The organism is Eubacterium ventriosum (assembly GCF_025150745.1).
Lineage (GTDB): Bacteria > Bacillota > Clostridia > Lachnospirales > Lachnospiraceae > Eubacterium_G > Eubacterium_G ventriosum.
Map to the genome: position 1 here is coordinate 2,218,570 of NZ_CP102282.1, position 23,543 is coordinate 2,242,112.

Here is a 23,543-nt window from a genome sequence, read left to right on the forward strand (position 1 = left end):
GCCTATTACTTTTTCTGTAAAAATTCAGGAATCTTAATAGGTCTTTCTTCAACTGTACCATGAGGTGCTGTTGCTACATTTCTTGTGTAGTCAGTCATTGGTGTTGTTGATGTTTTAGGCTTTGCTACTGTTGATGCAAATGGGTTTGTCTTCATCTTTGTTGAGAATGAAGTCTTTTCTGTTGCAGGTTCACCTATACCTGTAGCCATAACTGTAATAGAACATTCATCAGGATATGTATCCTCATATCTAACACCGAAGATAATATTTGCATCTTCACCTGCAAGTTCCTGTACATAGCTTGCTGCTTCATTAGCTTCAAATAAGCTTACATCACCTGTAATGTTAATGATAACGTTCTTAGCTCCGTTAATTGTTGTTTCAAGAAGTGGAGATGTAACAGCCTGCTGAACTGCTTCTGCTGCCTTCTCGTCACCGCTTGCTTCACCAATACCAATATGAGCGATTCCTGCATCTCTCATTACTGTCTGAACGTCAGCAAAGTCAAGGTTAATTAATGCTGGTACGTTAATTAAGTCTGTAATACCCTGAACTGACTGCTGTAAAACTTCATCAGCCTTCTTTAAAGCTTCCGGCATAGTTGTTCTCTTATCTACGATTTCAAGTAACTTATCATTTGGAATTACAATAAGTGTATCTACGTTTTCTTTTAATCTTTCAATACCTGAAATGGCATTGTTCATACGTGTCTTTGCTTCAAATCTGAAAGGCTTAGTAACAACACCTACTGTAAGAGCTCCCTGTTCCTTAGCAACACGTGCTACTACAGGAGCTGCACCTGTTCCTGTTCCGCCTCCCATACCGCAAGTTACGAATACCATGTCAGCACCCTTTAATAACTGTGCGATTTCTTCTACGTTCTCTTCTGCTGCAGCTTCACCAACTTCAGGCTTAGCTCCTGCTCCAAGACCTTTAGTAATCTTTTCACCAATCTGTAATGTTGATGGTGCTTTACTTCTCTTAAGCACCTGAGCATCTGAGTTAACTGAAATAAATTCAACTCCTCCGATATTCTCATCTATCATTCTATTAACGGCATTATTTCCTGCTCCACCTACACCTACAACTATAATCTTTGCAACTGCTTCACTTTCGTTTGTAGTAATCTCTAACAAGGTTTTATCCTCCTTTGTCCATATTCTTTCTTAATTTATTTTACATATTTTCATACTGAGATATAGTATTACTTATTTACATATAGTAATATAATATAATTCTTTGAGAAAAATATCAACAGTAAATTTTTATTTTTTGTTATTTTTTGTTTTAGTATTTTTAGATTTTGTAGTTTCCTGCTCTTTTTTCAGTGTATAACTTCCATCTGTACTAACCCATTTCATATTAAGTGTTCCCTTATATTTGGAAGCATTCTTATACAAATCATTAAAGTCGCTCAATTTTTTATCAAGATTGTTATTTTTTCCCAATTGAACTTTAAGGTCTTTGATATACATTGTTATTTCGCAGTTCCTGTTAATATCTATTTTCTTAGGCTTTAACTTATATGCATCTAATTCCTTAAACATATTAGTAAGTGCCGGTATGTCACCTTTGTTTCCAGTTTCAAGTACATTGTACATTGAAGCTTTCTTAATATCCAAACCTGTTATTATGGGAATGTCTTTAGGTTTTACGGCTGTTATCTTTAGAACTTTTCCATCTTCGTCAACCTGATAGAAGCTATTATATATCTTAATGTATCCTTTTAGTTTCTTTTCGTAAGAAATTATTTTAACTTTCATTGGATTTTGCATTTTTACAGTGTATTCTTCAAACAAGTCAATGTTTTCACTTTTTCCTATTTTGTTTTTTATCCAAAACAAAAGTGTATTATCTATTTTTTTTGCATTAAGATATGCCTTTACTTCTTCTGCCGAATATTGTTGTAAATCAGAAGAATAGCTTACATCTTTTAATGCAAAGCCATAAATACATACGATAGCTATCACCGCTATAATCGGAATCAATATTAGAAGTTTTTTAACACTTTTTTTCAGTTTTCTCTTCTTTTTTCTTTTCATATAATTTCTCCTTTGATAATACATTTTTTATATTATCGGATTTTCTTTACACTTTTTGAAACCGAAAAAACCAATCCCATTTCTGCCATCAGAAATACAAGGGACGTACCTCCGTAACTTATAAACGGCAATGACACACCTGTGTTAGGCATACTGTTTGTTACAACTGCAATGTTTAAAACTACCTGCATTGAAATCTGAGCCATAACCCCAATTACAATCATTGAACCGAAAAGGTTAGGTGCATTACACGCTACCACTCTCATTCTTCTAATCATAAATATAAACAGAAGAATGATACATATCGCTCCAAAAATTCCTAACTCTTCACATATAATTGAAAAAATCATATCATTAGTTGCTTCTGGAACAAATCCAAGCTTCTGTGCACTATTTCCAAGTCCCTTTCCAAAAAGTCCACCTGAACCTATGGCATACAAGCCCTGCATTACCTGATATCCACCGGAATCTGCATATTCTTCAGGATTAAGCCATACCATAATACGGGAAAATCTAAAGCCTTTTCCCATCGCGGCTCCCGCAATCAGAATAACCACAAGGAAAAGTCCTCCAAGTGCCACAAGGGATAAAGCAAACTTCTTATCTGCTCCGGCAATAATTATCATTATAGCTCCGATGCCAAAAATAATAATTGCAGAACTTAGGTTAGAAGTTATTCCCACAATCAAAACACCGCCTATAATTGCAGGTGCATAAATTTGATAACATATTCTCACATTTCTAAGAGCATGAGCGCCACATTTAGAAAGCATATATGCAGTCATAAGAATAACTCCAATTTTGACTACTTCTGCCGGCTGGAACTGTAACGATCCAACACCTACCCATCTTTTGGCGCCATGATTTTCAATTCCAATAGGTGACAAAACCAAAAATACTGTAATCAATGAGCCCATATATGCGTATTTTGCAAAGTTCCTCCAACGTCTGTAATCTATAATTGTACAAAATCCCATTGGAAGTAAACCTACGGCTGTGGAAAATACCTGTTTTCTCAGAAAATAAAATGAGTTTCCATAAGAAGTTAACGCCACATACGAGCTTGCGCTATAAAGTAAAACATATCCCAACAGCATAATAAAAATCCATACAAACAACAGGCTATAATCAAAATAACCTCTTGCTCTTCTTACCGGCTTTTTTTCAGGTTCAGTTTTTGTTGTTTCCAATTCTTCCATTGTTGCCACAGCAAAATCTCCTTTCTTTTTATGTCAGGATATCTTCTAAATTCATTATTTTTCACACATTGCTCTTACATATTCCTTGAACATATCTCCACGCTGTTCATAATTGTCAAACATTCCCCAGCTTGCACATGCAGGTGACAATAATACTGCATCTCCCGGTTTTGCATTCTTAGCACATTCATCAACTGCTTCTTTAAGTGATTCAGTAAATATAATGTTAGTAAATCCGTGTTTTTTAACTGTATCCGCAATCTGTTCTGCCGTTTGACCAAGTAAAACAAGGCACTTAACCTTATCTCCAAAAGCTTCTGCCCAATCATCAAATGAAACCTTCTTGTCATATCCTCCTGCAATAAGAATTGTAGGTCTTGACATAGCTTCAATAGCCTTAATTGACGCATCTGTGTTTGTACCCTTTGAGTCATTATAATAAATTACATCATTTATTGTTTCCACATATTCTATTCTATGTGGTACAGCCTTAAACTTTCTAATTGTTTCTCTTATAATATCAACAGGTACATCCATATTAATAGAAATAGCAATTGCTGCCATAATATTTTCAACATTATGAATTCCAACAAGTGTAGTATCTTCTGTTGTTGTTACAAATGTTTCTTTTTTTCCATCTGCATAAATTATGTTCTTTCCTTCAAGATAAACACCAGGATTAACTTTCTGCTTACTGCTAAACCAAATAATTCTGTTAGTAAGTTTTCCTGCATATTCTCTCAAAATAGGATCTTCATAATTTAAAACTATAGGCTGATTGCTGTCCTGATTCTTTGCAATACTCATTTTTACATCTGTATAACATTCCATTGTATAATGTCTGTTAAGATGATCAGGTGTAATATTTAAAACAGCACTTACATCAGGCTTAAATGTATGTATTGTTTCTAACTGAAAGCTACTGATTTCGGCAACTGTAACTGTATCATCAGTTGAATCAAATGCTGTTGTTGTATATGGATTTCCAATGTTTCCAACAACATCAACCTTATCATAATAATTAGCCATAATCTCGCCAACTAAAGCTGTTGTGGTTGTCTTTCCGTTAGTTCCTGTAATTGCTGCAAGCTTTCCTTTTCCAATTACATAAGCAAGTTCAATTTCACCCCAAATTGGAACTCCTGCCTCTTTTACTCTTAAAACAAAAGGTGCATCAATAGCTATTCCCGGGCTTAAAACCATCATATCTATTTCATTAATAACGCTATCTTCAAGTTCTCCTAAAATAACTTTTACATCTTCTTTATTTTCAAGTTTGTTTAAAACATCCTCTTCTTTAAGCTTATCGTTACCATCATAAATAATAACTTCTGCTCCAACTTTCTTTAATAAATCAGTTGCTCCTATTCCGCTTTTTCCTGAACCTGCAACTAAAACCTTTTGTGTTTTCCAATCCATGACTTGTTCGACCTTTCTTTTATAATCCTAAATATCCAATTAAACACAATATTGCTGTTACAACAGCAAATGCTGCAACAACCTGTGTTTCTGTGTAACCACTTTCCTGGAAGTGATGATGAAGAGGTGCCATCTTAAATATTCTTCTTCCCTCTCCATATTTTTTCTTTGTATATTTAAACCATGTTACCTGCATCATAACTGAAATAACTTCAATTAAATAAATGAATGCCACAATAACAATAAATATAGGCATTTTTAATACAAATGCAATGGCTGCAACATATCCACCCAGTGCTAATGAACCTGTATCTCCCATAAATACTCTTGCCGGATATACATTATATAAGAAAAATCCCATTAACGCCCCTACAAAAGCCGCTGAAATAGGTTCTAACCCGGTTCCAATTGAAACCATTGTAAAGAATACTGCAATAATAATTGTTACGCTTGTTGCAAGTCCATCAAGTCCGTCTGTAAAGTTTGCTCCGTTAACAGTTCCAATAACTGCAATAAATAAGAATATTACAAATAACCATGTTGGCATTGTAATTTCATATCCGCCTGTAAACGGAATTATTGTTGATGTACCAATATATTTTATCATATATACACAAAAAACTGCTGTTACAACAACCTGCAATGAAAATTTTTGTATTTCCGTAAGTCCAAGATTTCTCTTTTTTACGACTTTTATATAATCATCTATAAAACCAATAAGACCAAATCCAACTGTCATAAAAAGAACAGGTGCTATCTTAGTATTCTTTTCCACTATCATGAAAATCAAAGATGTTACAATAACTCCTGCCAATATAATCATTCCACCCATTGTAGGTGTTCCTGTTTTGCTCTGGTGAGATTTTGGTCCTACCTCTCTAATATACTGTCCAAATTTCATTTTTTTCAAAATCGGAATTACTATCGGACATAATATTACGCTTACTGCAAATGAAATAATAATTGCCATAATAATTGTTGTACTTGTACTCATTTTATTCTCCTTGTTTCTCTCCTTCCAATAAATAAGGAAGTATATTTTTGTATAACTGACTGATAAGTGGCGCTGCCACCTGTCCGCCATAATAAATACCTTTTGGTTCATCAATAATAGCCATTGCTATTACTTTTGGCTTATCTGCCGGAGCAAAACTCATATATGAAGCTATGTATCTGCCTGAACCTCTTGGTAATTTTTGTGATGTTGCTGTTTTTCCACCAACCTTAAAACCGGGAACCTGACCTTTACTTCCGGTTCCTTCTGAAACAACTTTTTCAAGTATAAACTTCATTGTTTCTGATGTGTTTTTGGAAATAACATTACTCTGACTTTTATATTGAAACTTTTCAACTAATTTATTGTCAGCATTTTCAGCCTTTACGGCAAAATGAGGTGTTACCAATGTTCCTCCATTTACCACCGCACTTGCAGCAACTAAATACTGCATTGGTGTTATCTGAAAAGACTGTCCAAAAGACATTGTGGCAAGTTCCACTTCTCCCACATTCTGAATCTTGTGGATTATTGTGGATGCCTCACCCGGAATATCTATTCCTGTTCTATTTAAAAGCCCTAGTTTTCCAAGATATTTGTAGAAGTTCTTTGCTCCTACTTTTAAGCCAACCTCTATGAAAACCGGATTACAGGAGTTCATTGTTCCATGTAAAAAATCCTCACTTCCATGACCTGTGATTTTGTGGCATCTAATCTTTCTGTCCTCTACTATCTTGAATCCCGGGCAGTTAAACTTTGAGTCTATTGTTACGGCTCCTTCTTCCAAAGCTGCTGTTGCGGTTACAACTTTAAAAGTTGAACCTGGTTCATAAGTGTCATTGATGCACTGATTTCTCCACATCTTATTTAACAGCTTCTGCTTTTCTTTAGCCGATATATTATTATCTGTTTCATAAATTAACTTATATGGATTATTCAAATCAAATTCCGGAACATTAACCATTGCCAAAATCTCTCCATTGTTAGGATTCATTACAATTATTGATACATAATTGGCCTGCTTGGCTTTTAAGGCATTGTAAGCTATCTGCTCTGAATACTTTTGAATATTTACATCTATGCTTGTTGTCAGACTGTTTCCGCTTACAGGTTCAACTCTTTGTTCCAAAGCCTTCTCCTGTTCAACACCTCTGGAATCTGTTGGTGTAAGAATCAGTCCGTCTGTTCCCTTTAAGTATTTGTCATATTTAATTTCAAGTCCAATTATACCTTGATTATCGGCTCCTGTAAAACCCAAAACTTTAGATGCCAGACTTGAATAAGGATAATACCTTTTATAATCTTCGTCAACCTTTACCCCTGAAAGATTATAATTTCTTATGGCATCGCCTTTTTCTTTAGGCACATTGGATTTTATTTTTTCCCTTGAACTTCTTTTTGTGACTTTCTTACGCACCTCTTTGTCGGTCATTTCCAGCTCTTTTGCAAGAATTTCAATAACCTTTTCAGTTTCCTTAACCTGATTATATATAACGGATATTGTGCAAACAGTCTTGTTACTTGCTATAACCTTTCCGTTTCTATCAAGTATCTCTCCACGTGGTGCTTTAATCTTTCTTTCTCTTTCCTGAATTTCAAGAGCCTTAGCTCCGTAATATTCTGACTTGTATACCATTAAATATATTAGCTTTCCTATTACAATAATGCAAATAGAAATTATAAAAGCCATATATATCATAAGCATTTTTCGGTTTATTGTTTTAACTGTATGCACTTGTGGGCCTCTATAAAGACATTTATTATAACTTATTCTTTATAGCTGCCCACAATTACACTTTAAATATATTAACTTAATTAATCTTCTTTGCTCTTCTTCACTAATGAACCATCATCGCCTTCTATTATTCCATCTGAATAAAATTCTGTTTCAAGGTTCTGTTTCTTAGCTTTCTTTTCTATCTTTTCAGTTTTTTCAACACCTAAGTATGGTAAAACCTGTTTCATTATGTCGGTCCACAATTCCGTGTTATAAGCTGTTGCCTGTGGATCTTTTTTAGGTGTATCCATAAGTGTATAACATACTACCTGTGGATTTTCACAAGGTACACAACCTAAGAACGACAAAATATATTGGTTCTTTAATCTTCCTTTGCCTTTTCCCGATGTATCAACCTTTTCGGCAGTTCCTGTTTTACCACCGACTGTATATCCACTTATTGCGGCTGTTGAACCTGTACCATCAGTTACAACAGATCTTAAACATTCTTTTATATAATCAGATGTTTCTTTTGTAATTGTCTGCTTAACCAAAGTCTTTGAGTAGTTCTTTACAAGCTGATTGTCTGATGTTACAACCTGCTTTACCACTCTTGGTTCGTAGTAATAACCACCATTAATTAATGATGAAAATCCTGAAACCATCTGAATCATATTTACTGTAAAGTTCTGTCCAAATGAGTTAGTTGCAAGTGTTGACGAACCCATATCTGTTCCATATACCAGTCCTCTTGTTTCATTTGGAAGATCAATTCCTGTCTTTGTGCCAAAGCCAAATCTTTCCTGATATTTGACAAATTTCTTTGCGCCAAGTAATTTTCCTATATGCATCATATAGTCGTTACATGATTCTGCAATGGCTTCCTTAACTGTTATTGTTCCGTGCCCGTCAACTTTATGGCATTTAATTGTAAAGCCACCAACTTTTTCCTGACCATCACAGGTAAATGTTGATTTTCTGTTTATTTTTCCTTCCTCAAAAGCTGCCGCCACTGTAAAAGGCTTAGCAGTTGAACCCGGTTCGTAAGAGTCTGTTATACAGTAGTTATTCCATATGCTGTTTAATTTTTCTGACTGTTTCTTTTGTGACATTGACGAAATCTGTGCTTCTGTATAATAATCTTCTAAATTATATGGATCATTCAAATCAAAAGTAGTATCATCTGCCATTGCCAAAATTTCCCCATTGTTAGGATTTGCAATAACAACTGAAATTCTCTTTGGACTGTATTTTTTCATATATTTCTTTATAGATTTCTGAACAATACGCTGAATGTTCATATCTATCGAAGAAACAATATTGTCTCCATCTTTTGCATCCTTAATTACTGTTTCCATATTATTATCGGAATCCATATAACCGTACTCTCTTCCATCTGTCCCCTGAAGAAAGCTGTTATAGCTGCTTTCAATTCCGATTGTGGCACTATTATCACTGTTTGCAAAACCTAATAGCGAACATGCCAGATTATTATACGGATACATTCTCTTGTATTTCTTTTCAAACCAAATACCTTTGGTATTCTGAACTGTGGTTTCCTCTTCTTTTGTATCTGCATATTCGTAATTAAGATAACTTTCAAACTTTTGAATATCCTTATACTCAAGGTTCTTCTTTGCAACCCAATAGCTGTTATTTTTTCTTTCTTTGATTGCTGTTCGAAGGTCATCTTCATTAAAATCAAAATACTTTACCAATGCATTAACTGTTGGCGTAAGGTATTTTTCATTGCTCATTACTACTTTAGAGTCTATTATAAGATTGTATACCATAACGCTTGTTGCCAATACATTGCCGTTTCTGTCCTTTATGTCTCCTCTTTTATAAGGAATGGTCTTGCTTGTAAAGCTTTGCTGTTCTAAAACTTTTATTGAATAGTTATCTCCCTTTGCCACATTAAGGTAAGCTATTCTTGTACACAATGCAAATAAAGCTAGTACTACAATCCAAAATAGTATTCCTAGCTTTTTGTACATTTGCTTATCAAATTTTAACCTTGGTTTTCTTCTTCTAACTCTTCTCTCACTCATAACTATTTATTAGGTATATCCCCATACTGAACTGTATAACCTCCATCACTTAATTTGTACTTGGAGATTTGGTCATCTGTAGCCTGCTTCATTCCTAACTTATTTGTAGCCATCTTGTAAATATTGTCAGTATCTATGTAGCTGTTAATTGAGTAATTTAAAGCATCATTCTGTGACTGAACTGTACTAATCTGACCTTTTAATGTTGCTATGTTTGTTCTTGTTTCTGATATGTCTGACTGAATATTTAAGTAACATACGCACATTATAAGGCAAACTGCTGATACGATTGCAAGGAATGCTACATATGGTGCATTCATTATTTTTGCGTATTCTCTTGCTCTTATCTGTCTTTCATTTTCCTGTACTCTTTTTCCGTCAACATATACTCTTCTATCTCTATCCGGATTAAGTTTTCTTACGGTATTTCCGTCCACATATTCTCTTCCGTAATTACTTCTTCTTACCTGATTCATTTTTTAACGCCTTTCAAAAATTCTTAATTTTGAACTCTTTGATCTCTTATTCTCTGTCATTTCTTCTTCTGAAGGAATAATTGGTTTTCTTGTTATTACTTTTCCTTTTGAAACTTTTCCACATACACAAACCGGAAAATCAGGTGGACATGTACAAGGATTCTCATTCTCCCTAAATTTAATCTTTGTAATCCTATCCTCTAATGAGTGGAATGTTATCACACAGATTCTTCCACCCGGATTCAAATGATCAATCATTGTATCCAAAGATTCTTTTAAAACTGTAAGTTCCTGATTTACTTCTATTCTGATAGCCTGAAAAGTCTTCTTTGCAGGATGTCCGCCTTTAGCCTGAAACTTCATTGGTATTGAAGCCTTTATAATCTCGCTTAGTTCTGCTGTTGTCTCCAATGGTTTTTCTTTTCTTGCCATAACTATATGCTTAGCTATATTCTTTGCAAACTTATCCTCGCCATAATCTCTTATTATTCTAAAAAGTTCGTTTTCGCTATAATTATTAACAACATCTGCTGCTGTTTTGTTCTGTCTCTGATCCATTCTCATATCAAGAGGAGCGTCTGACTTGTATGAAAAACCTCTCTCCAAATTGTCCAACTGATATGAAGAAACTCCTAAATCTAATACGATTCCATCGACTTTCTCTATTTCCAAATCCTTTAGGATTGTGTCAATCTCACAATAGTTACTTCTAACTAATGTAATCTTGTCCTCAAATTCCTTTAAGCGTTCTCTGGCAGCTTCTAATGCTTCTCCGTCCTGATCTATTCCGATTAATCTGCCCTTGTCTGACAATCTCTTACATATTTCGTAAGAATGTCCGCCACCGCCTAATGTTCCGTCTACATATATTCCATCAGGATTTATATTTAAGCCATCAATGGTTTCGTTTAATAATACTGATACATGTTTGAAATCCATGTTTGACCTTCTTTCTTTTTTATTATTCTTAACTCTCGCGCCTTTATGCTGTTACACTTCTAATTCGGCCTCAAAACTAAATGTTATCTTAAATGCAATTTTAAAATGCTATTTTTAAGTTTATCTTCTTTTTATTCTTTATTGGTCTTTAAATTCCCAACTCTGCCATATAAGATGCAAGGTCTTCTATCTTCTCTTCTACGTCGTCTCCTTCAAGGTATGACATCATCTGTTCATTCCACTTATCACTGTTCCAAATTTCAAGTCTGTCGCCAACACCAACCCAAACAACTTCTTTGTCTAAGTTTCCAAACTTTCTTAAAACTGCCGGCATAAGCACTCGTCCCAACTTATCTGTCTCTAATTCCGATGCTCCTGCAAGAAAGAAACGGTTAAAATCTCTAACTTTTCTGTCTGCAAATGGTAAACTGCTAAGTTTCTCTTCCAAAGCATGCCAAGCTTCTTTTGAGTACGCAAAAAGACAGCCATCGAGTCCCCTGGTTACAACTACGCTTGTACCAAGTTCTTCTCTGAACTTTGCAGGGACGATTGTTCTTCCCTTAGTATCCATTTTTTGTGTGTACTCTCCTGTAAACAAAAAACTCACCTACTTTTTTTCGAAAAGCAGTAATTTTTACCACTTTTTACCACTAATTGACATCAATTTACCACTCATAAGGAAATTTTATACTATTTCAGGGATTATTGCAACCCCTTTTTTGATGGTTTTACACTGTTCTTTTCCTTGTTTTATGGGAGTATTGGGATTTTCTTGATATTTGGTGGTAAAAGGTGGTAATGATGTGGTTGGATTGTAAACTACACAACAACTTGTTCTCTTCCTAACAACAAAAAGAATGGGAACCTTGATTCTTCAAAGCTCCCATTCTTCTTCCTTAGAAAAACTTGTTATCTATAACTTGTCTTATATTTAATTTACTATTTTCGTTTTAACTTTTCTGCTTCTTCTACGCCATCTTTTCCTGCCTGCTTATCTTTACTCTTTTAACTACGACTACTACTGCTGCAACCACTGCCAACACCAGTGACAATGCCTGAGATACTGGCCAGCCTGTTACCGGCATTATAAGTTGGTCTGTTCTAAAGCCTTCTATTACAAATCTGCCGATTCCGTATCCAAAGAGATACCAGAGAAAGACTTCTCCATCAAACTTTTTCTTTTTTCTGAATATTAGCATTAATATTAATACCATCAGGTTCCACACTGATTCGTAAAGAAATGTTGGCTGTACCTGAATATAACCAATCTCTGACAAATCCATTCCCTTAAGGTTTTCCATTCCGATTCTTACAGCATCAGGTACCTGATTTATGCTATAATTATCGTCAAAAAATATCCTCATCATAAAAGGATTCTTGCTTGTGGCAACCTGACCGAACGCTTCTCTGTTAAAGAAGTTTCCCCATCTTCCAATTATCTGACCAATAATCAATCCTAAAACTGCTGAGTCAGCCACCTTGAAAAATGAGATTTTTTTAATCTTTGTATAAACAATACATGTAATTATTCCGGTTATTACTCCGCCATAGATTGCAAGTCCACCTTCTCTAATGTTAATAATCTCTGAAGGATGTGCACTGTAATAATCCCAACTAAAAACTACGTAGTATAATCTTGCACCAATCACGCTTAAAATAATTGCATACATTGCAAAATCTATATACAAATTATAATCCTGACCTGATGACTTGGCATCATAACATACAAGTGCAATTCCTGCTAACATTCCAAATGCAATAATAACTCCATAAAAAGCTATATCAACGCCAAATAAACTAAATGACTTTGGAAGGTTATTTAATGAAATATGCAAATTAGGAAATTCAATTGATGTTGTTGCTAACAAATTTAAATTCATTATTGTGTCCTCTCTTTATACGCTCATTTACTTTAACTATGAAATTATACCACATTTATTTTTATAATAATACAGCCTTATGAGATACTTATTGAATTTATTTTATTTTTTATAATTTTCTTCGCAATGCTTTTTTGACTTTAATTTTTGTAACATATTACTTTTTGCGGAAATACTTTGTTAGAAATACTTCTTTATTTTATTGAGGGTTTTTCAAAAATATGTTAAACTATCATTTGGTATTTACAATTGATTTATGTATAGCCAATAATAATTTTATATATATAACTAAAGATTGGAGGATTCTAATTATGAAATTAGGTATTGTTGGACTACCAAATGTAGGAAAAAGTACTTTATTTAATTCACTAACTAAAGCAGGTGCTGAATCTGCTAACTATCCATTCTGTACAATTGATCCTAACGTAGGCGTTGTTGCAGTTCCGGATGAAAGAATCGATAAGCTCACAGCTTTATATAATTCAAAAAAAACTATCCCTGCTGTTATCGAATTTGTTGACATTGCAGGTTTAGTCAAGGGTGCATCTAAGGGTGAAGGTTTAGGAAACCAGTTTCTTGCCAACATTCGTGAAGTTGATGCAATTGTACATGTTGTAAGATGTTTTGAGGACACTAATGTTATCCACGTTGATGGAAGCATTGATCCTATTAGAGATATTGAAACAATTAACTATGAATTAATTTTCTCTGATGTTGAAATTCTTGAAAGACGTATTGCAAAAACAACACGTGGTGCAAGAAATGACAAAGCTTTGGCTAAAGAATTAGATTTCCAACAGAGAATGAAGGCTTTCCTTGAAGAAGGAAACCTTGCAATCAAATATGAAACAGAAGATGAAGACGAATTAGCTTGGCTTGCTGAATACAATCTTTTAACATACAAGCCTGTTATTTTTGCAGCTAATGTTTCAGAAGATGATTTGGCTGACGATGGCAATTCTAACCCACACGTTGAAGCAGTTAGAAAGTTTGCTGCTGAAAACGGAAGTGAAGTTTTTGTTATCAGTGCTGAAATTGAACAGGAAATTTCTGAATTAGACGATGATGAAAAGCAGATGTTCTTAGAAGACTTAGGTATCAGCGAATCAGGTCTTGATAAATTAATCAAGGCTAGCTACTCTCTTCTTGGTTTAATCAGCTACCTTACATCAGGTGAAGCTGAAACAAGAGCTTGGACAATTAAGAAAGGTACTAAGGCTCCACAGGCTGCCGGAAAGATTCACACAGACTTTGAACGTGGATTTATCTGTGCCGAAGTTGTTGCTTACAAAGACTTAATTGAATGTGGTTCTTTAGCAAAGGCTAAAGAAAAAGGTCTTGTTGGATTACAGGGTAAGGACTATGTTGTTCAGGACGGAGATGTAATTACATTTAGATTTAATGTTTAAATTAATAATATCATTTTTCTAAAATAAATATTAAATAATTTTAGTAACAAAAAAAGGTGTCCCGGCAGTTTTGTCAGGATACCTTTTTATATTATGTATAATTCTTCTCATTTTTTCAATTATTAGTCTTCAAAATTCTGAAACTGTTCTTTAAAGTTTTTAACATTTTCTTCCACATTTCCGCCAAATACTGCTGAGCCTGCAACAATTACATTAGCTCCGGCATCTAAAGGAATGCATACGTTATCCACTTTAATTCCACCATCAACTTCTATCAATGTTTTAAGATTGTATTCATGTACAATTGCGTTTACAATCTCAATCTTTTCTGTACACTCGTCAATATATGACTGTCCGCCAAATCCCGGATGAACTGTCATTATCAAAATCATTTCAACCTTATCAATAAAAGGAACTATATCTTCTACCGGTGTTTCAGGATTGCAAGCCAGACCTGCATCCATTCCCTCTGCGTGAATTGCATCAATCGTAGCCTGAACATCTTCACATGCTTCCACATGTACTGTAAGCATATCTGCTCCTACTGCCTTGAATTCCTTTACATAACGAATTGGTTCCTGAATCATTAAATGTACATCAAAGTATTTTTTTGTGTATGCTCTTGCAGCTTTGGTTACAGGCATTCCAAATGAGATGTTTGGAACGAACATTCCGTCCATTATGTCTACATGTATCCAGTCACAGCCTGCCTGGTCTATTCTTTTGATGTCGTTGCCAAGATTGGCAAAGTCTGCTGATAAAATTGAAGGTGCTAGTTTAATCATTTTCTTTCTCCTTTAAATGTTCTTTTACTTTTTCCACGTAGAATTTTCTATTGCAAACACGTTGTCTTTCTTATTTTGCTCCGCCGTCTATTGTTTGCTGAATAGAAAATTTTATGCGGCAAATATATGTATTACATTTTTATTATATTTTTATATTTAGTATTTATTTTTTTCTAATTGTTCTAGTTCTTTGTATAACAGTACGTAGTTTTCGTACCTTTCCCGGGCTATTTTGCCTTGTTCTAAGGCGTTTTTGATGCCGCAGTCCGGTTCGTTTATGTGGGCGCAGCCTGTGAAACGACATTCCGGTTCGTATTGTGGCATTTCAGGAAAGCAGTACTGTAATTTTTCTTTGGTCATTCCCGGTACGAATAGTGAGCTAAAGCCGGGTGTGTCAAAAACGTATGAGTTGCTGTCTATGTTGAATATTTCTGAGTGTCTTGTTGTATGTTTTCCACGACCGATTTTTTCACTTATTGCACCTGTTTCCATTTTGTAGTCTTTGGTTAGTGCATTAAGCATTGATGATTTTCCAACTCCTGAAGGTCCGGCAAACACGGTACTTTTGCCTTTTAGCATTTTTTTGATTTTATCTACCCCTTGTTCTTTTGTGGCACTGGCAAACATTACTTTGTAGCCTGCCTTTTGATAGATGGTCTGCAATTGGTTCATATAGTCATCATCGCCTATGTCTATTTTGTTGAAGCATATTATTGTTTCTATATTTTGAAACTCCATCATTACAAGAAATCTATCTAAAAGATTCAAATTTGGATTTGGTTTTTTCACGGCAAACACTATCATTGCCTGATCTACATTTGCCACAGCCGGTCTTATAAGCTGGTTCTTTCTCTCCAAAATTTCTGATATGTTTCCTTTTTTCTTTTCTTCATCAATAATGTCCACCATTACATTGTCCCCAACTAATGGTTTTATGCTTTTGTTTCTAAATTTTCCTTTTGCCTTGCATTCATATATGCCTTTGTTTTCAACATAAACATAATAAAATCCTGCAATTCCTTTTATTATTTTTCCCTGCATACCTTCTTATTCCACTTAACTTCATTAAAGGTGCCGTAGCATTTACCACGGCACCTGATTTTATTTTAGTTTAACCTTATCTGTTTTTACAACTTTTCCGTCTATTAACAGTTCAATTGTTGCCTTGCCCTTTGTATCACTTGTAAGTGTCATTGTGTAATCTCCCGGCCACTTTGATACATCTGAATATTCAGGATCAATTCCCTGTGATGAGCCGTTTAATAAAACAACTACTGTTCCACTTTTAATAGGATTGCCCTCTTCATCCATTAAGTCCTCTTTTGCAAAAGTATATGTTCCCTTATACTTCTTGTCAGCATCTTTTGAGCCTTTACTTACAACAAGGCTTATTGTTGTTCCCTTTGGTGCATAGCCTGACTTTATTGTCTGTCTGATTACAATACCCTTTTCTATTTCTTCATCGTAAACTTCCCTTGTGTCGCCAACAGAATATCCTGCATTACTAATAAGCTGCTGTGCCTTGTCAAGCTTCTTTCCTTCAACATTTGGTATTGTACCAATATTGCTGTTTTCGACTGTCTTCTGCCCCCTGCTTACAGTAAGCTTAATTGTATCTCCCTTGGAAACCAAAGCCTGTTCTATTGGATAACATGAAATAACTCTGTTAATCTCACTACTACTGTATTCATAAACCAATTCCCATTTAAGGTCTTTATCTTCAAGTTTTGAAATTGCAGTGTCAAGGTCTGAGCCCTTTATTCCTGATGGAACTTCGATCTTTTCGGCTCCCTTACTTACAGTAAGTAAAATAGTTTCATTCTTATCAATTACTTTTCCTTTTGCAACTGACTGTTTAATAATATAACCACTCTGATACTGATCATTGTATTCATAAGCTTCATATTTTACACCTAATTCTTTTTCATGAAGTGTTTTTTCTGCTTCATCTTCACTCATTCCAACTACGTTAGGAACTTCTGTCTTCTTAGGATCAATAGTTGTTTCCACATCACTGCCTGTAACTGTATTCTGCAACTTAATCTTGTTGCTGTTAACCATTGAAAATACAAAACTTGTAACTATTGCAGCCACAATAATTAACGCCACAATGCCTGCAACAACACTACCAATTGTCACTGCATTGCCTACTTTAGGTGGTAAATAATCAATGTCATCGTCAGGTTTGCCATTATCATCCTTTACTTTCTTATTACTTCCACTTCTAAGCTGGTTAATTTCATCATCTGTAATCATTACTGTTGAGCCATTGTCTACTCTCTGTTCAAGCTGAACAAAATCAACATTTGGTTCAGACAAAGCTCTCTTTAAATCAGATATAAGCAATGAGATTTTTGGATATCTTCTGTCTGCTCTGTTCTGTGTACATTTCAGAATTATTTTTTCAATGCTTACAGGTACGTTAGGCAAATATTCCCTAACACTAGGTACATTGCTTTTAATATGCTTTAAGGCTATTGTTACTGTTGATTCACCGTCAAAAGGAACTCTGCCTGTAAGCATTTCAAACATTGTAATGCCAAGTGAATATATGTCACTTTTCTCGTCAACATACTGTCCACCTGCCTGTTCAGGTGAAATATAATGAACGGACCCCATTGCACTGCCGTTAATAGTATTGGCTGATGCAGCCCTTGCAATACCAAAGTCTGTCACCTTGACTTTTCCTTCTCTTGAAATCATAATGTTCTGAGGCTTTATGTCTCTATGAACAATCTGATTATTGTGGGCACATTCAATACCATTGGCAATCTGGATTGCTATACTTATTGTTTCTTTAACAGAAAGCTTGCCTTTCTTGTCAATATAGCTTTTTAATGTGATTCCCTCTATCAATTCCATAACAATATAATAAAGACCCGCATCCTCACCTACATCATATACATTTACAATATTAGGATGAATAAGGCTTGCCGCTGACTGTGCTTCAACCCTAAATTTGGACACAAAATTTTTATCCTTGCTAAATTCATTTTTTAGCACCTTAATTGCTACGTTTCTATTTAATTTATGATCCTTAGCTTTATAAACATCAGACATTCCGCCTGCCCCTACTCTGCTAAGAATTTCATAACGGTTATTAATAAAAAATCCTCTTTCCAACATAAACTTTCTCACTCCTATTGTTCAGATAGCAGACTATCCTGATTTTCCGTATATTCTGCACTAATAAGAATTGCTGATATATTATCTTTCCCGCCATTTTCGTTTGCAGTATTAATTAAAGTTCTCACCGCATCCTCAATTGACTCACTTTTCCTGATAATCTTATTAATGTCATAGTCAATTACCATGTTAGTTAATCCGTCTGAACACAATAATAATTTGTCCCCATTATCTATTTCTATCTCAAATATATCAGGTGTTGCTGTTTTGTCCTCAGCAACGCCAATGGCTTTTGTAATTACATTTTTCTTGTAATGAGTTCTTGCCTCTTCTTTCTCCAAAAGTCCCATTCTAACCATATCCTCAACCAAGGAATGATCCCTTGTTATTTGTTGTATATCTTTTCCAATATAATATAATCTGCTGTCTCCAACATTGGCAATATAAACATGACCTTCTGCAATAACAGCGGCAACAAAAGTTGTTCCCATTCCGCTATAATCCCTGTTGGAATTAGCCATATCGTATATTTCCTTATTAATGGACATAATACCGGCATCCAATATGTTAGCCGGATCTGTCATATGTGTTGTGCAGGCATATTTAACAAACTTCTCGATTGCTACTCTTGATGCCACATCTCCAGCTTTATGTCCCCCCATTCCATCGGCTACAATGAAAAGGTTTGGGAGTTTACCCACCGGCTTAGTGGAAACAAAAATGCTATCCTGATTAATGGTTCTCATTAACCCTACATCAGTTTTCCCAAATGCATTTATTTTGTAATTATTCACCTGATTCCTCCCTTTCTTCCCGCATAGCGTCATTTCTAAGCTGTCCGCAGGCACCATTAATGTCTCGTCCCATTTCTCTTCTTATAGTAACATTTATCCTATTTTTTTCAAGTACCCTTTTAAATCGTTCAACAGCCTTCTTTCCCGTCTGAACGAAATCTCTTTCTTTAATAGGATTAACCGGTATAAGATTTACGTGACAGTTAAGATTCTTAACCAGTGCTGAAAGCTTCTCTGCTTCTTCCACTGTGTCATTTACACCTGCCACAAGACTGTATTCAAAAGTTATACGTCTGCCCGTCTTGTCGAAATAATACTTGCAGGCATCCAAAACTTCAGCTATGGTATATTTTCTTGCTATAGGTAAAAGTTCCCTTCTTGTATCATCATCTGAAGCGTGAAGTGACAATGCCAACGTAATCTGAGGATGCATATTTGCCAATTCCTTCATTCTTGGAACCAAGCCACAGGTTGACAACGTTATATTTCTCTGGCTTATGTTTAACCCATTTTCATCGCTTATTAATTCAAGAAACTTTGTCACATTTTCAAAATTATCAAGAGGCTCTCCACTTCCCATTAAAACAATGTTGGAAACTCTCTCTCCTATGTTCTTTTCTATTTCATATATCTGTTCTAACAATTCAGAAGGTCTTAAGTTTCTATCCAGTCCGTTAAGAGTTGAGGCACAAAATCTACAGCCCATTCGACATCCTGATTGTGTTGAAATACATACGGAATTACCGTGATGGTATCTCATAAGTACACTTTCGATTACTGCTCCACCTTTTATTCTAAACAAATACTTTCTTGTTCCGTCAATCTTTGAAATCAACACCCTTACAGGCTCTAATGTGACAATTTCAAACTGCTCATCTAATGTTTCTCTTAGGTTTTTTGAAATATTAGTCATTTCATCAAAAGACTGAACCTTTTCAATATGTATCCATTTATATATTTGTCCTGCCCTAAAAGGCTTTTCGCCCATATTAGCTAATTCCTGTTTTAATTCATCTAAATTATATGATTTAATATCCTTCTTTTCTGTCATAACCATAACCTTTATTCTCTTATAAATAATGACACGAAAAATCCATCCATGCCATATTGTCCCGGATAAATCTGAAGACAACCCTTTTCACATTTAAGCTGCTCCGGCACAATTCCATTTAATGATTGTAATTTAAAAGGAAGATTGTCCTGTATCCATTTAACATTACTATCATTTTCCTGTCTGTTTACCGTGCAGGTACTATACAAAAGCTTTCCACCTTGCTTAACATATTTGCTTACCTGCTTTAGTATCTTTCTTTGTAATTCTACTAATTCATCGATCTGATTCTGTGTTACATTATACTTTATATCACTTTTATTGCCAATAACTCCAAGTCCTGAGCATGGAAGATCAGCAATAACAATATCCGCTTTCTCAATTGCTTCTTTATCTAATACTGTGGCATCACTTACTTTTGTTATTATGTTTTCATTACCTACTCTGGCAACATTTTCTTCTATAAGCCCTATCTTATACTCTGTTAAATCTCTCGCCTCAACAGTTCCTGTTCCATTAAGAAGTTCTGAAACGTGAAGACTCTTTCCTCCCGGTGCAGCACACACATCAATTATATAGTCTTTTTCTTTAGGATTTGCTGCAATTCCTACCATCATTGAGCTTTCATCCTGAACGGTAATCATTCCTGCCTTAAAAACATCAAGATTTTCTAACTTGTCATAGCCTGATATTTTAAGTGCCTTATCATAAAGTTTAGATTTTTCAACTGTTGTTCCCTGATATTCAAGACTTTTAACAATTTCTTCTACAGTTGCCCTTGATGTATTGCATCTAACAGAAGTTGCTTTCGGCTTATATAACCCTTCAAGCATCTCTTCTGTTTTTGAAATTCCATACTCTTTTGTCCATTTTTCAATTATCCACTTAGGAACAGAATAAATAACCGACAGTCTTTCTTTCTGTTCCTTTGGATATTCTATTTTTTCAATATTTCGTGCGATATTTCTTAAAACTCCATTTACAAATCCCTTAAGATTTCTAAATTTTCTTTTTTCAGCCAGCTTCACCCCTTCGTTGCAAACTGCCGAAACAGGTACATTATCCATATACTTAATTTGATAAACACCCATTCTCAAAATCTCCCTTATTACAGGTTTCATCTTATTAACCGGAGTTTTTGAAAACTGATTTATAATAAAGTCAATCTCAATTCTTCTCTCTAATGTTCCCTGAAAAAGTCTTGTAATAAAAGATCGTTGATGTTTGTCAAGGCTAACATTTTTGTCTAATGTGCTTTTTAATGCAACGTGACTTTTTTCTCCTTTATTAACCTGCAAAAGCATTTCCAAAACTATATTTCTTAAATTTACCTGATTTACCGGCTTACTAGTCGTCATTTCTTCCTCCAAAAAGAATTCCCAATCTTAATAACTGTAAAATCGATGAAGCTGCTGCTGCAACATAAGTTAAAGCTGCTGCTCCCAAAACTTTTTTAGTATACTTTAATTCAGTATTTCCAAATATTCCTGTGCTTTCCAAAACTCTAATTGCTCTTCCTGATGCATTAAATTCTACAGGCAATGTTACTAACTGGAACAATACTGCCAATGAAAAAGCAATAATACCAAGGTCAAGCAATGTCTGTCCTGTCCCATTACCATAAAATAATATTCCTACAATAATCAAAATCCATGATAATCTTGAGCCCCAGTTTGCAAAAGGAACAAGGGCGTTTCTAACACTTATAGGTGCATATCCTTTTGCATGCTGCATTGCGTGACCGCATTCGTGAGCCGCAACACCAATTGCCGCAACATTAGTCTGATTATATGTTGCATCTGAAAGGCTTAAAACCTTGTTTGAAGGATTATAGTTATCTGTTAAATCTCCACCTATATGCTGAATTGTAACATCATAAATACCCTGTGATTCAAGAATCATCTTAGCCGCCTGGGCACCTGTTAATCCTGAATTACTTCTGTATTTAGAATATTTTCTAAAAGTAGAATTTACATGGGCTGATGCAGCCATGCAAATAACCATACCGATTACAATAAGTACATAGGTTGGATCAAAATAATATCCGTAAAGCATAATATCGTCTCCTTTCTACTATGCCATATGAAAACTATAACGCAAGCACGCTCCCGCTGCCTTCAGCTCGTAGCGGTACTAAGAAGCCGGTGACAGCTTCGCTATCCCCACCTTCTAAGGACCGACGGCTTCAGAGCACTTGCTAATATAGTTTTCATATGTCACATTACAAGCCTAATATATTTTCTTTAATAGTGTAACCATTCAAGAACGCATCCATTGGCATTCGCTTTTTGCCTGCAAGTTGAATTTCGTTTATCTTTAAATAATTCTCTCCTGTGGCTACTTTTATATAGTGTTTTGCGATTTCTACGATTTCGCCGGGTTGTTCTGTTACGTTTCCTTCCTCTACTGTTGCATCCCATACTTTCATGGCCTTGCCATCTAGTGTTGTGTATGCACTTGGCCAAGGGTTTAGTCCTCTAATTAATCTTTCTATTGTAACTGCCGGTTTTGTAAAATCGATTTGCCCTAATTCTTTTGTTATCTTTCCTGCATATGATGATTTTTCATCATCCTGTGGGGTTCTTGTAGCTGTTCCATTTTCAAGTTTTGATAATGTTTCAACTATTAATTTTCCACCTTCTATTGCAAGCTTGTCGAAAAGACTTCCACCTGTTTCTTTTTCATCTAATTTTATGACTGCTGTGTCTATTACGTCTCCTGTGTCAAGTCCTTCTGCCATGTACATTGTTGTAACGCCTGTTTCTTCTTCGCCATCTATTACAGCCCACTGAATTGGTGCTGCTCCTCTATATTTAGGTAATAATGAAGCGTGAACGTTGATACAGCCGTACTTTGGAAGGTCTAATATTTCTTTTGAAAGTATCTGTCCAAAAGCTATTACAACTATAACGTCAGGATTTATCTCTCTTAGTATATCCACAAACTCAGGATTTTTTACTTTTTCAGGCTGATAAACAGGAATATTCAATTCTAATGCTTTCTCCTTAACAGGTGTATACTGCATCTTGTGACCTCTACCCTTTGGTCTATCCTGCTGTGTTATAACTGCTACCACCTGATGTACTTTTGCAAGTTCTTCTAATGCCGGAACTGAAAAATCAGGTGTTCCCATAAATACTATTTTCATTCTTACTGTTCCTCCTCAGGATACAATTCTGAATTATCATAAAGTTTTCCTTCAACTTTGTCTACATAAACAATTCCATCTAAGTGGTCATTTTCGTGAAGAATACATCTTGCAAGTAAACCTTCTGCTTCCATTTCGAATTCTTCCATATTTTCATTAAAAGCCTTAACCTTTACTTTCTGTGCTCTTGGAACCATACCTGACTTGCCCGGTACGCTAAGACAGCCTTCGTATCCTGTCTGAACACCTTCTCTATCAATAATTTCAGGATTGATAAATACATATGGTACTGAATTACCTTCTTCATCTCCACAGTCAACTACAAATATTCTTTTTAAGATTCCCACCTGAGGTGCTGCAAGTCCTACTCCGTTAGCCTCATACATTGTATCAAACATATCCCCAATTAAGATTTTCGTTCTTAGATTAACTTCCTTAACAGGTTTACAAATCTTTCTTAAACATGGTTCTCCTAATTCTCTAATATTTCTTATTGCCATTTTATCTTCCTTT

The 23,543-nt window shown here is 35.0% G+C and carries 21 protein-coding genes; 1 reads left to right on the forward strand and 20 read right to left on the reverse strand.

The window, feature by feature from the left end:
- Positions 1-5: 5 nt before the first annotated feature.
- The 11 genes from ftsZ to lgt all read right to left on the reverse strand — a co-directional run bounded on the left by ftsZ (position 6) and on the right by lgt (position 12,717).
- Complete coding sequence (ftsZ, locus tag NQ558_RS09955; protein WP_040446391.1) at positions 6-1,136, reverse strand: cell division protein FtsZ; 1,131 nt, start codon at positions 1,134-1,136, stop codon at positions 6-8.
- A 129-nt stretch (positions 1,137-1,265) separates the two neighbouring features.
- Positions 1,266-2,042, reverse strand: a complete 777-nt coding sequence (locus tag NQ558_RS09960) for a cell division protein FtsQ/DivIB (RefSeq protein ID WP_005360766.1) — start codon at positions 2,040-2,042, stop codon at positions 1,266-1,268.
- Positions 2,043-2,074: 32 nt separating this feature from the next.
- Entirely contained in the window at positions 2,075-3,241 is a 1,167-nt protein-coding gene (locus NQ558_RS09965; protein ID WP_005360764.1) for an FtsW/RodA/SpoVE family cell cycle protein, read from the reverse strand.
- A 54-nt stretch (positions 3,242-3,295) separates the two neighbouring features.
- Positions 3,296-4,660, reverse strand: a complete 1,365-nt coding sequence (gene murD / locus NQ558_RS09970) for a UDP-N-acetylmuramoyl-L-alanine--D-glutamate ligase (RefSeq protein ID WP_005360762.1) — start codon at positions 4,658-4,660, stop codon at positions 3,296-3,298.
- Between the two features lie 19 nt (positions 4,661-4,679).
- A complete protein-coding gene (gene mraY / locus NQ558_RS09975) occupies positions 4,680-5,654 on the reverse strand; it encodes a phospho-N-acetylmuramoyl-pentapeptide-transferase (RefSeq protein ID WP_005360760.1) in 975 nt (324 codons plus the stop codon).
- 1 nt (position 5,655) lies between these two features.
- Positions 5,656-7,359, reverse strand: coding sequence for a peptidoglycan D,D-transpeptidase FtsI family protein (locus NQ558_RS09980; RefSeq protein WP_005360758.1), 1,704 nt, complete (start codon positions 7,357-7,359; stop codon positions 5,656-5,658).
- 110 nt (positions 7,360-7,469) lie between these two features.
- A complete protein-coding gene (locus NQ558_RS09985) occupies positions 7,470-9,422 on the reverse strand; it encodes a peptidoglycan D,D-transpeptidase FtsI family protein (RefSeq protein ID WP_005360757.1) in 1,953 nt (650 codons plus the stop codon).
- 2 nt (positions 9,423-9,424) lie between these two features.
- The gene (locus NQ558_RS09990) at positions 9,425-9,898 is read right to left on the reverse strand and encodes a hypothetical protein (protein WP_005360755.1); all 474 of its coding nucleotides are present in this window, start codon (positions 9,896-9,898) and stop codon (positions 9,425-9,427) included.
- A 3-nt stretch (positions 9,899-9,901) separates the two neighbouring features.
- Positions 9,902-10,837: a 16S rRNA (cytosine(1402)-N(4))-methyltransferase RsmH gene (rsmH, locus tag NQ558_RS09995; protein ID WP_005360752.1), complete on the reverse strand. Its 936-nt coding sequence runs from the start codon at positions 10,835-10,837 to the stop codon at positions 9,902-9,904.
- A 148-nt stretch (positions 10,838-10,985) separates the two neighbouring features.
- A complete protein-coding gene (gene mraZ / locus NQ558_RS10000; protein ID WP_330030749.1) occupies positions 10,986-11,444 on the reverse strand; it encodes a division/cell wall cluster transcriptional repressor MraZ in 459 nt (152 codons plus the stop codon).
- Between the two features lie 361 nt (positions 11,445-11,805).
- The gene (lgt, locus tag NQ558_RS10005) at positions 11,806-12,717 is read right to left on the reverse strand and encodes a prolipoprotein diacylglyceryl transferase (protein WP_005360750.1); all 912 of its coding nucleotides are present in this window, start codon (positions 12,715-12,717) and stop codon (positions 11,806-11,808) included.
- Between the two features lie 311 nt (positions 12,718-13,028).
- Between lgt and ychF the strand changes: the two genes are divergently transcribed.
- A complete protein-coding gene (gene ychF / locus NQ558_RS10010) occupies positions 13,029-14,126 on the forward strand; it encodes a redox-regulated ATPase YchF (RefSeq protein WP_040446387.1) in 1,098 nt (365 codons plus the stop codon).
- Between the two features lie 122 nt (positions 14,127-14,248).
- On the opposite strand, the gene rpe is transcribed toward ychF, so the two are convergent.
- The 9 genes from rpe to def form a co-directional block, all read right to left on the reverse strand.
- Positions 14,249-14,911 (reverse strand): ribulose-phosphate 3-epimerase, encoded by a 663-nt coding sequence (gene rpe, locus NQ558_RS10015; protein ID WP_005360748.1) that lies wholly within the window; start codon positions 14,909-14,911, stop codon positions 14,249-14,251.
- A gap of 156 nt (positions 14,912-15,067) precedes the next feature.
- Positions 15,068-15,952 carry a ribosome small subunit-dependent GTPase A gene (gene rsgA / locus NQ558_RS10020; RefSeq protein ID WP_005360747.1) on the reverse strand — a complete coding sequence of 295 codons (885 nt, stop codon included), beginning with the start codon at positions 15,950-15,952 and terminating at the stop codon, positions 15,068-15,070.
- A gap of 60 nt (positions 15,953-16,012) precedes the next feature.
- The gene (gene pknB / locus NQ558_RS10025; protein ID WP_005360746.1) at positions 16,013-18,037 is read right to left on the reverse strand and encodes a Stk1 family PASTA domain-containing Ser/Thr kinase; all 2,025 of its coding nucleotides are present in this window, start codon (positions 18,035-18,037) and stop codon (positions 16,013-16,015) included.
- A gap of 14 nt (positions 18,038-18,051) precedes the next feature.
- Positions 18,052-18,831, reverse strand: coding sequence for a Stp1/IreP family PP2C-type Ser/Thr phosphatase (locus tag NQ558_RS10030; RefSeq protein WP_242652107.1), 780 nt, complete (start codon positions 18,829-18,831; stop codon positions 18,052-18,054).
- A complete protein-coding gene (rlmN, locus tag NQ558_RS10035; protein ID WP_459539772.1) occupies positions 18,824-19,882 on the reverse strand; it encodes a dual-specificity RNA methyltransferase RlmN in 1,059 nt (352 codons plus the stop codon). Before rlmN ends, NQ558_RS10030 begins: the two co-directional genes overlap by 8 nt.
- 11 nt (positions 19,883-19,893) lie before the next feature.
- Positions 19,894-21,240, reverse strand: a complete 1,347-nt coding sequence (gene rsmB / locus NQ558_RS10040; RefSeq protein ID WP_005360735.1) for a 16S rRNA (cytosine(967)-C(5))-methyltransferase RsmB — start codon at positions 21,238-21,240, stop codon at positions 19,894-19,896.
- Entirely contained in the window at positions 21,230-21,937 is a 708-nt protein-coding gene (locus tag NQ558_RS10045; RefSeq protein ID WP_005360732.1) for a zinc metallopeptidase, read from the reverse strand. The genes rsmB and NQ558_RS10045 overlap by 11 nt, the downstream gene beginning before the upstream one ends.
- A 166-nt stretch (positions 21,938-22,103) precedes the next feature.
- The gene (fmt, locus tag NQ558_RS10050; RefSeq protein ID WP_005360726.1) at positions 22,104-23,030 is read right to left on the reverse strand and encodes a methionyl-tRNA formyltransferase; all 927 of its coding nucleotides are present in this window, start codon (positions 23,028-23,030) and stop codon (positions 22,104-22,106) included.
- A gap of 2 nt (positions 23,031-23,032) precedes the next feature.
- Positions 23,033-23,530: a peptide deformylase gene (gene def, locus NQ558_RS10055; RefSeq protein WP_005360724.1), complete on the reverse strand. Its 498-nt coding sequence runs from the start codon at positions 23,528-23,530 to the stop codon at positions 23,033-23,035.
- Positions 23,531-23,543 lie beyond the last annotated feature (13 nt).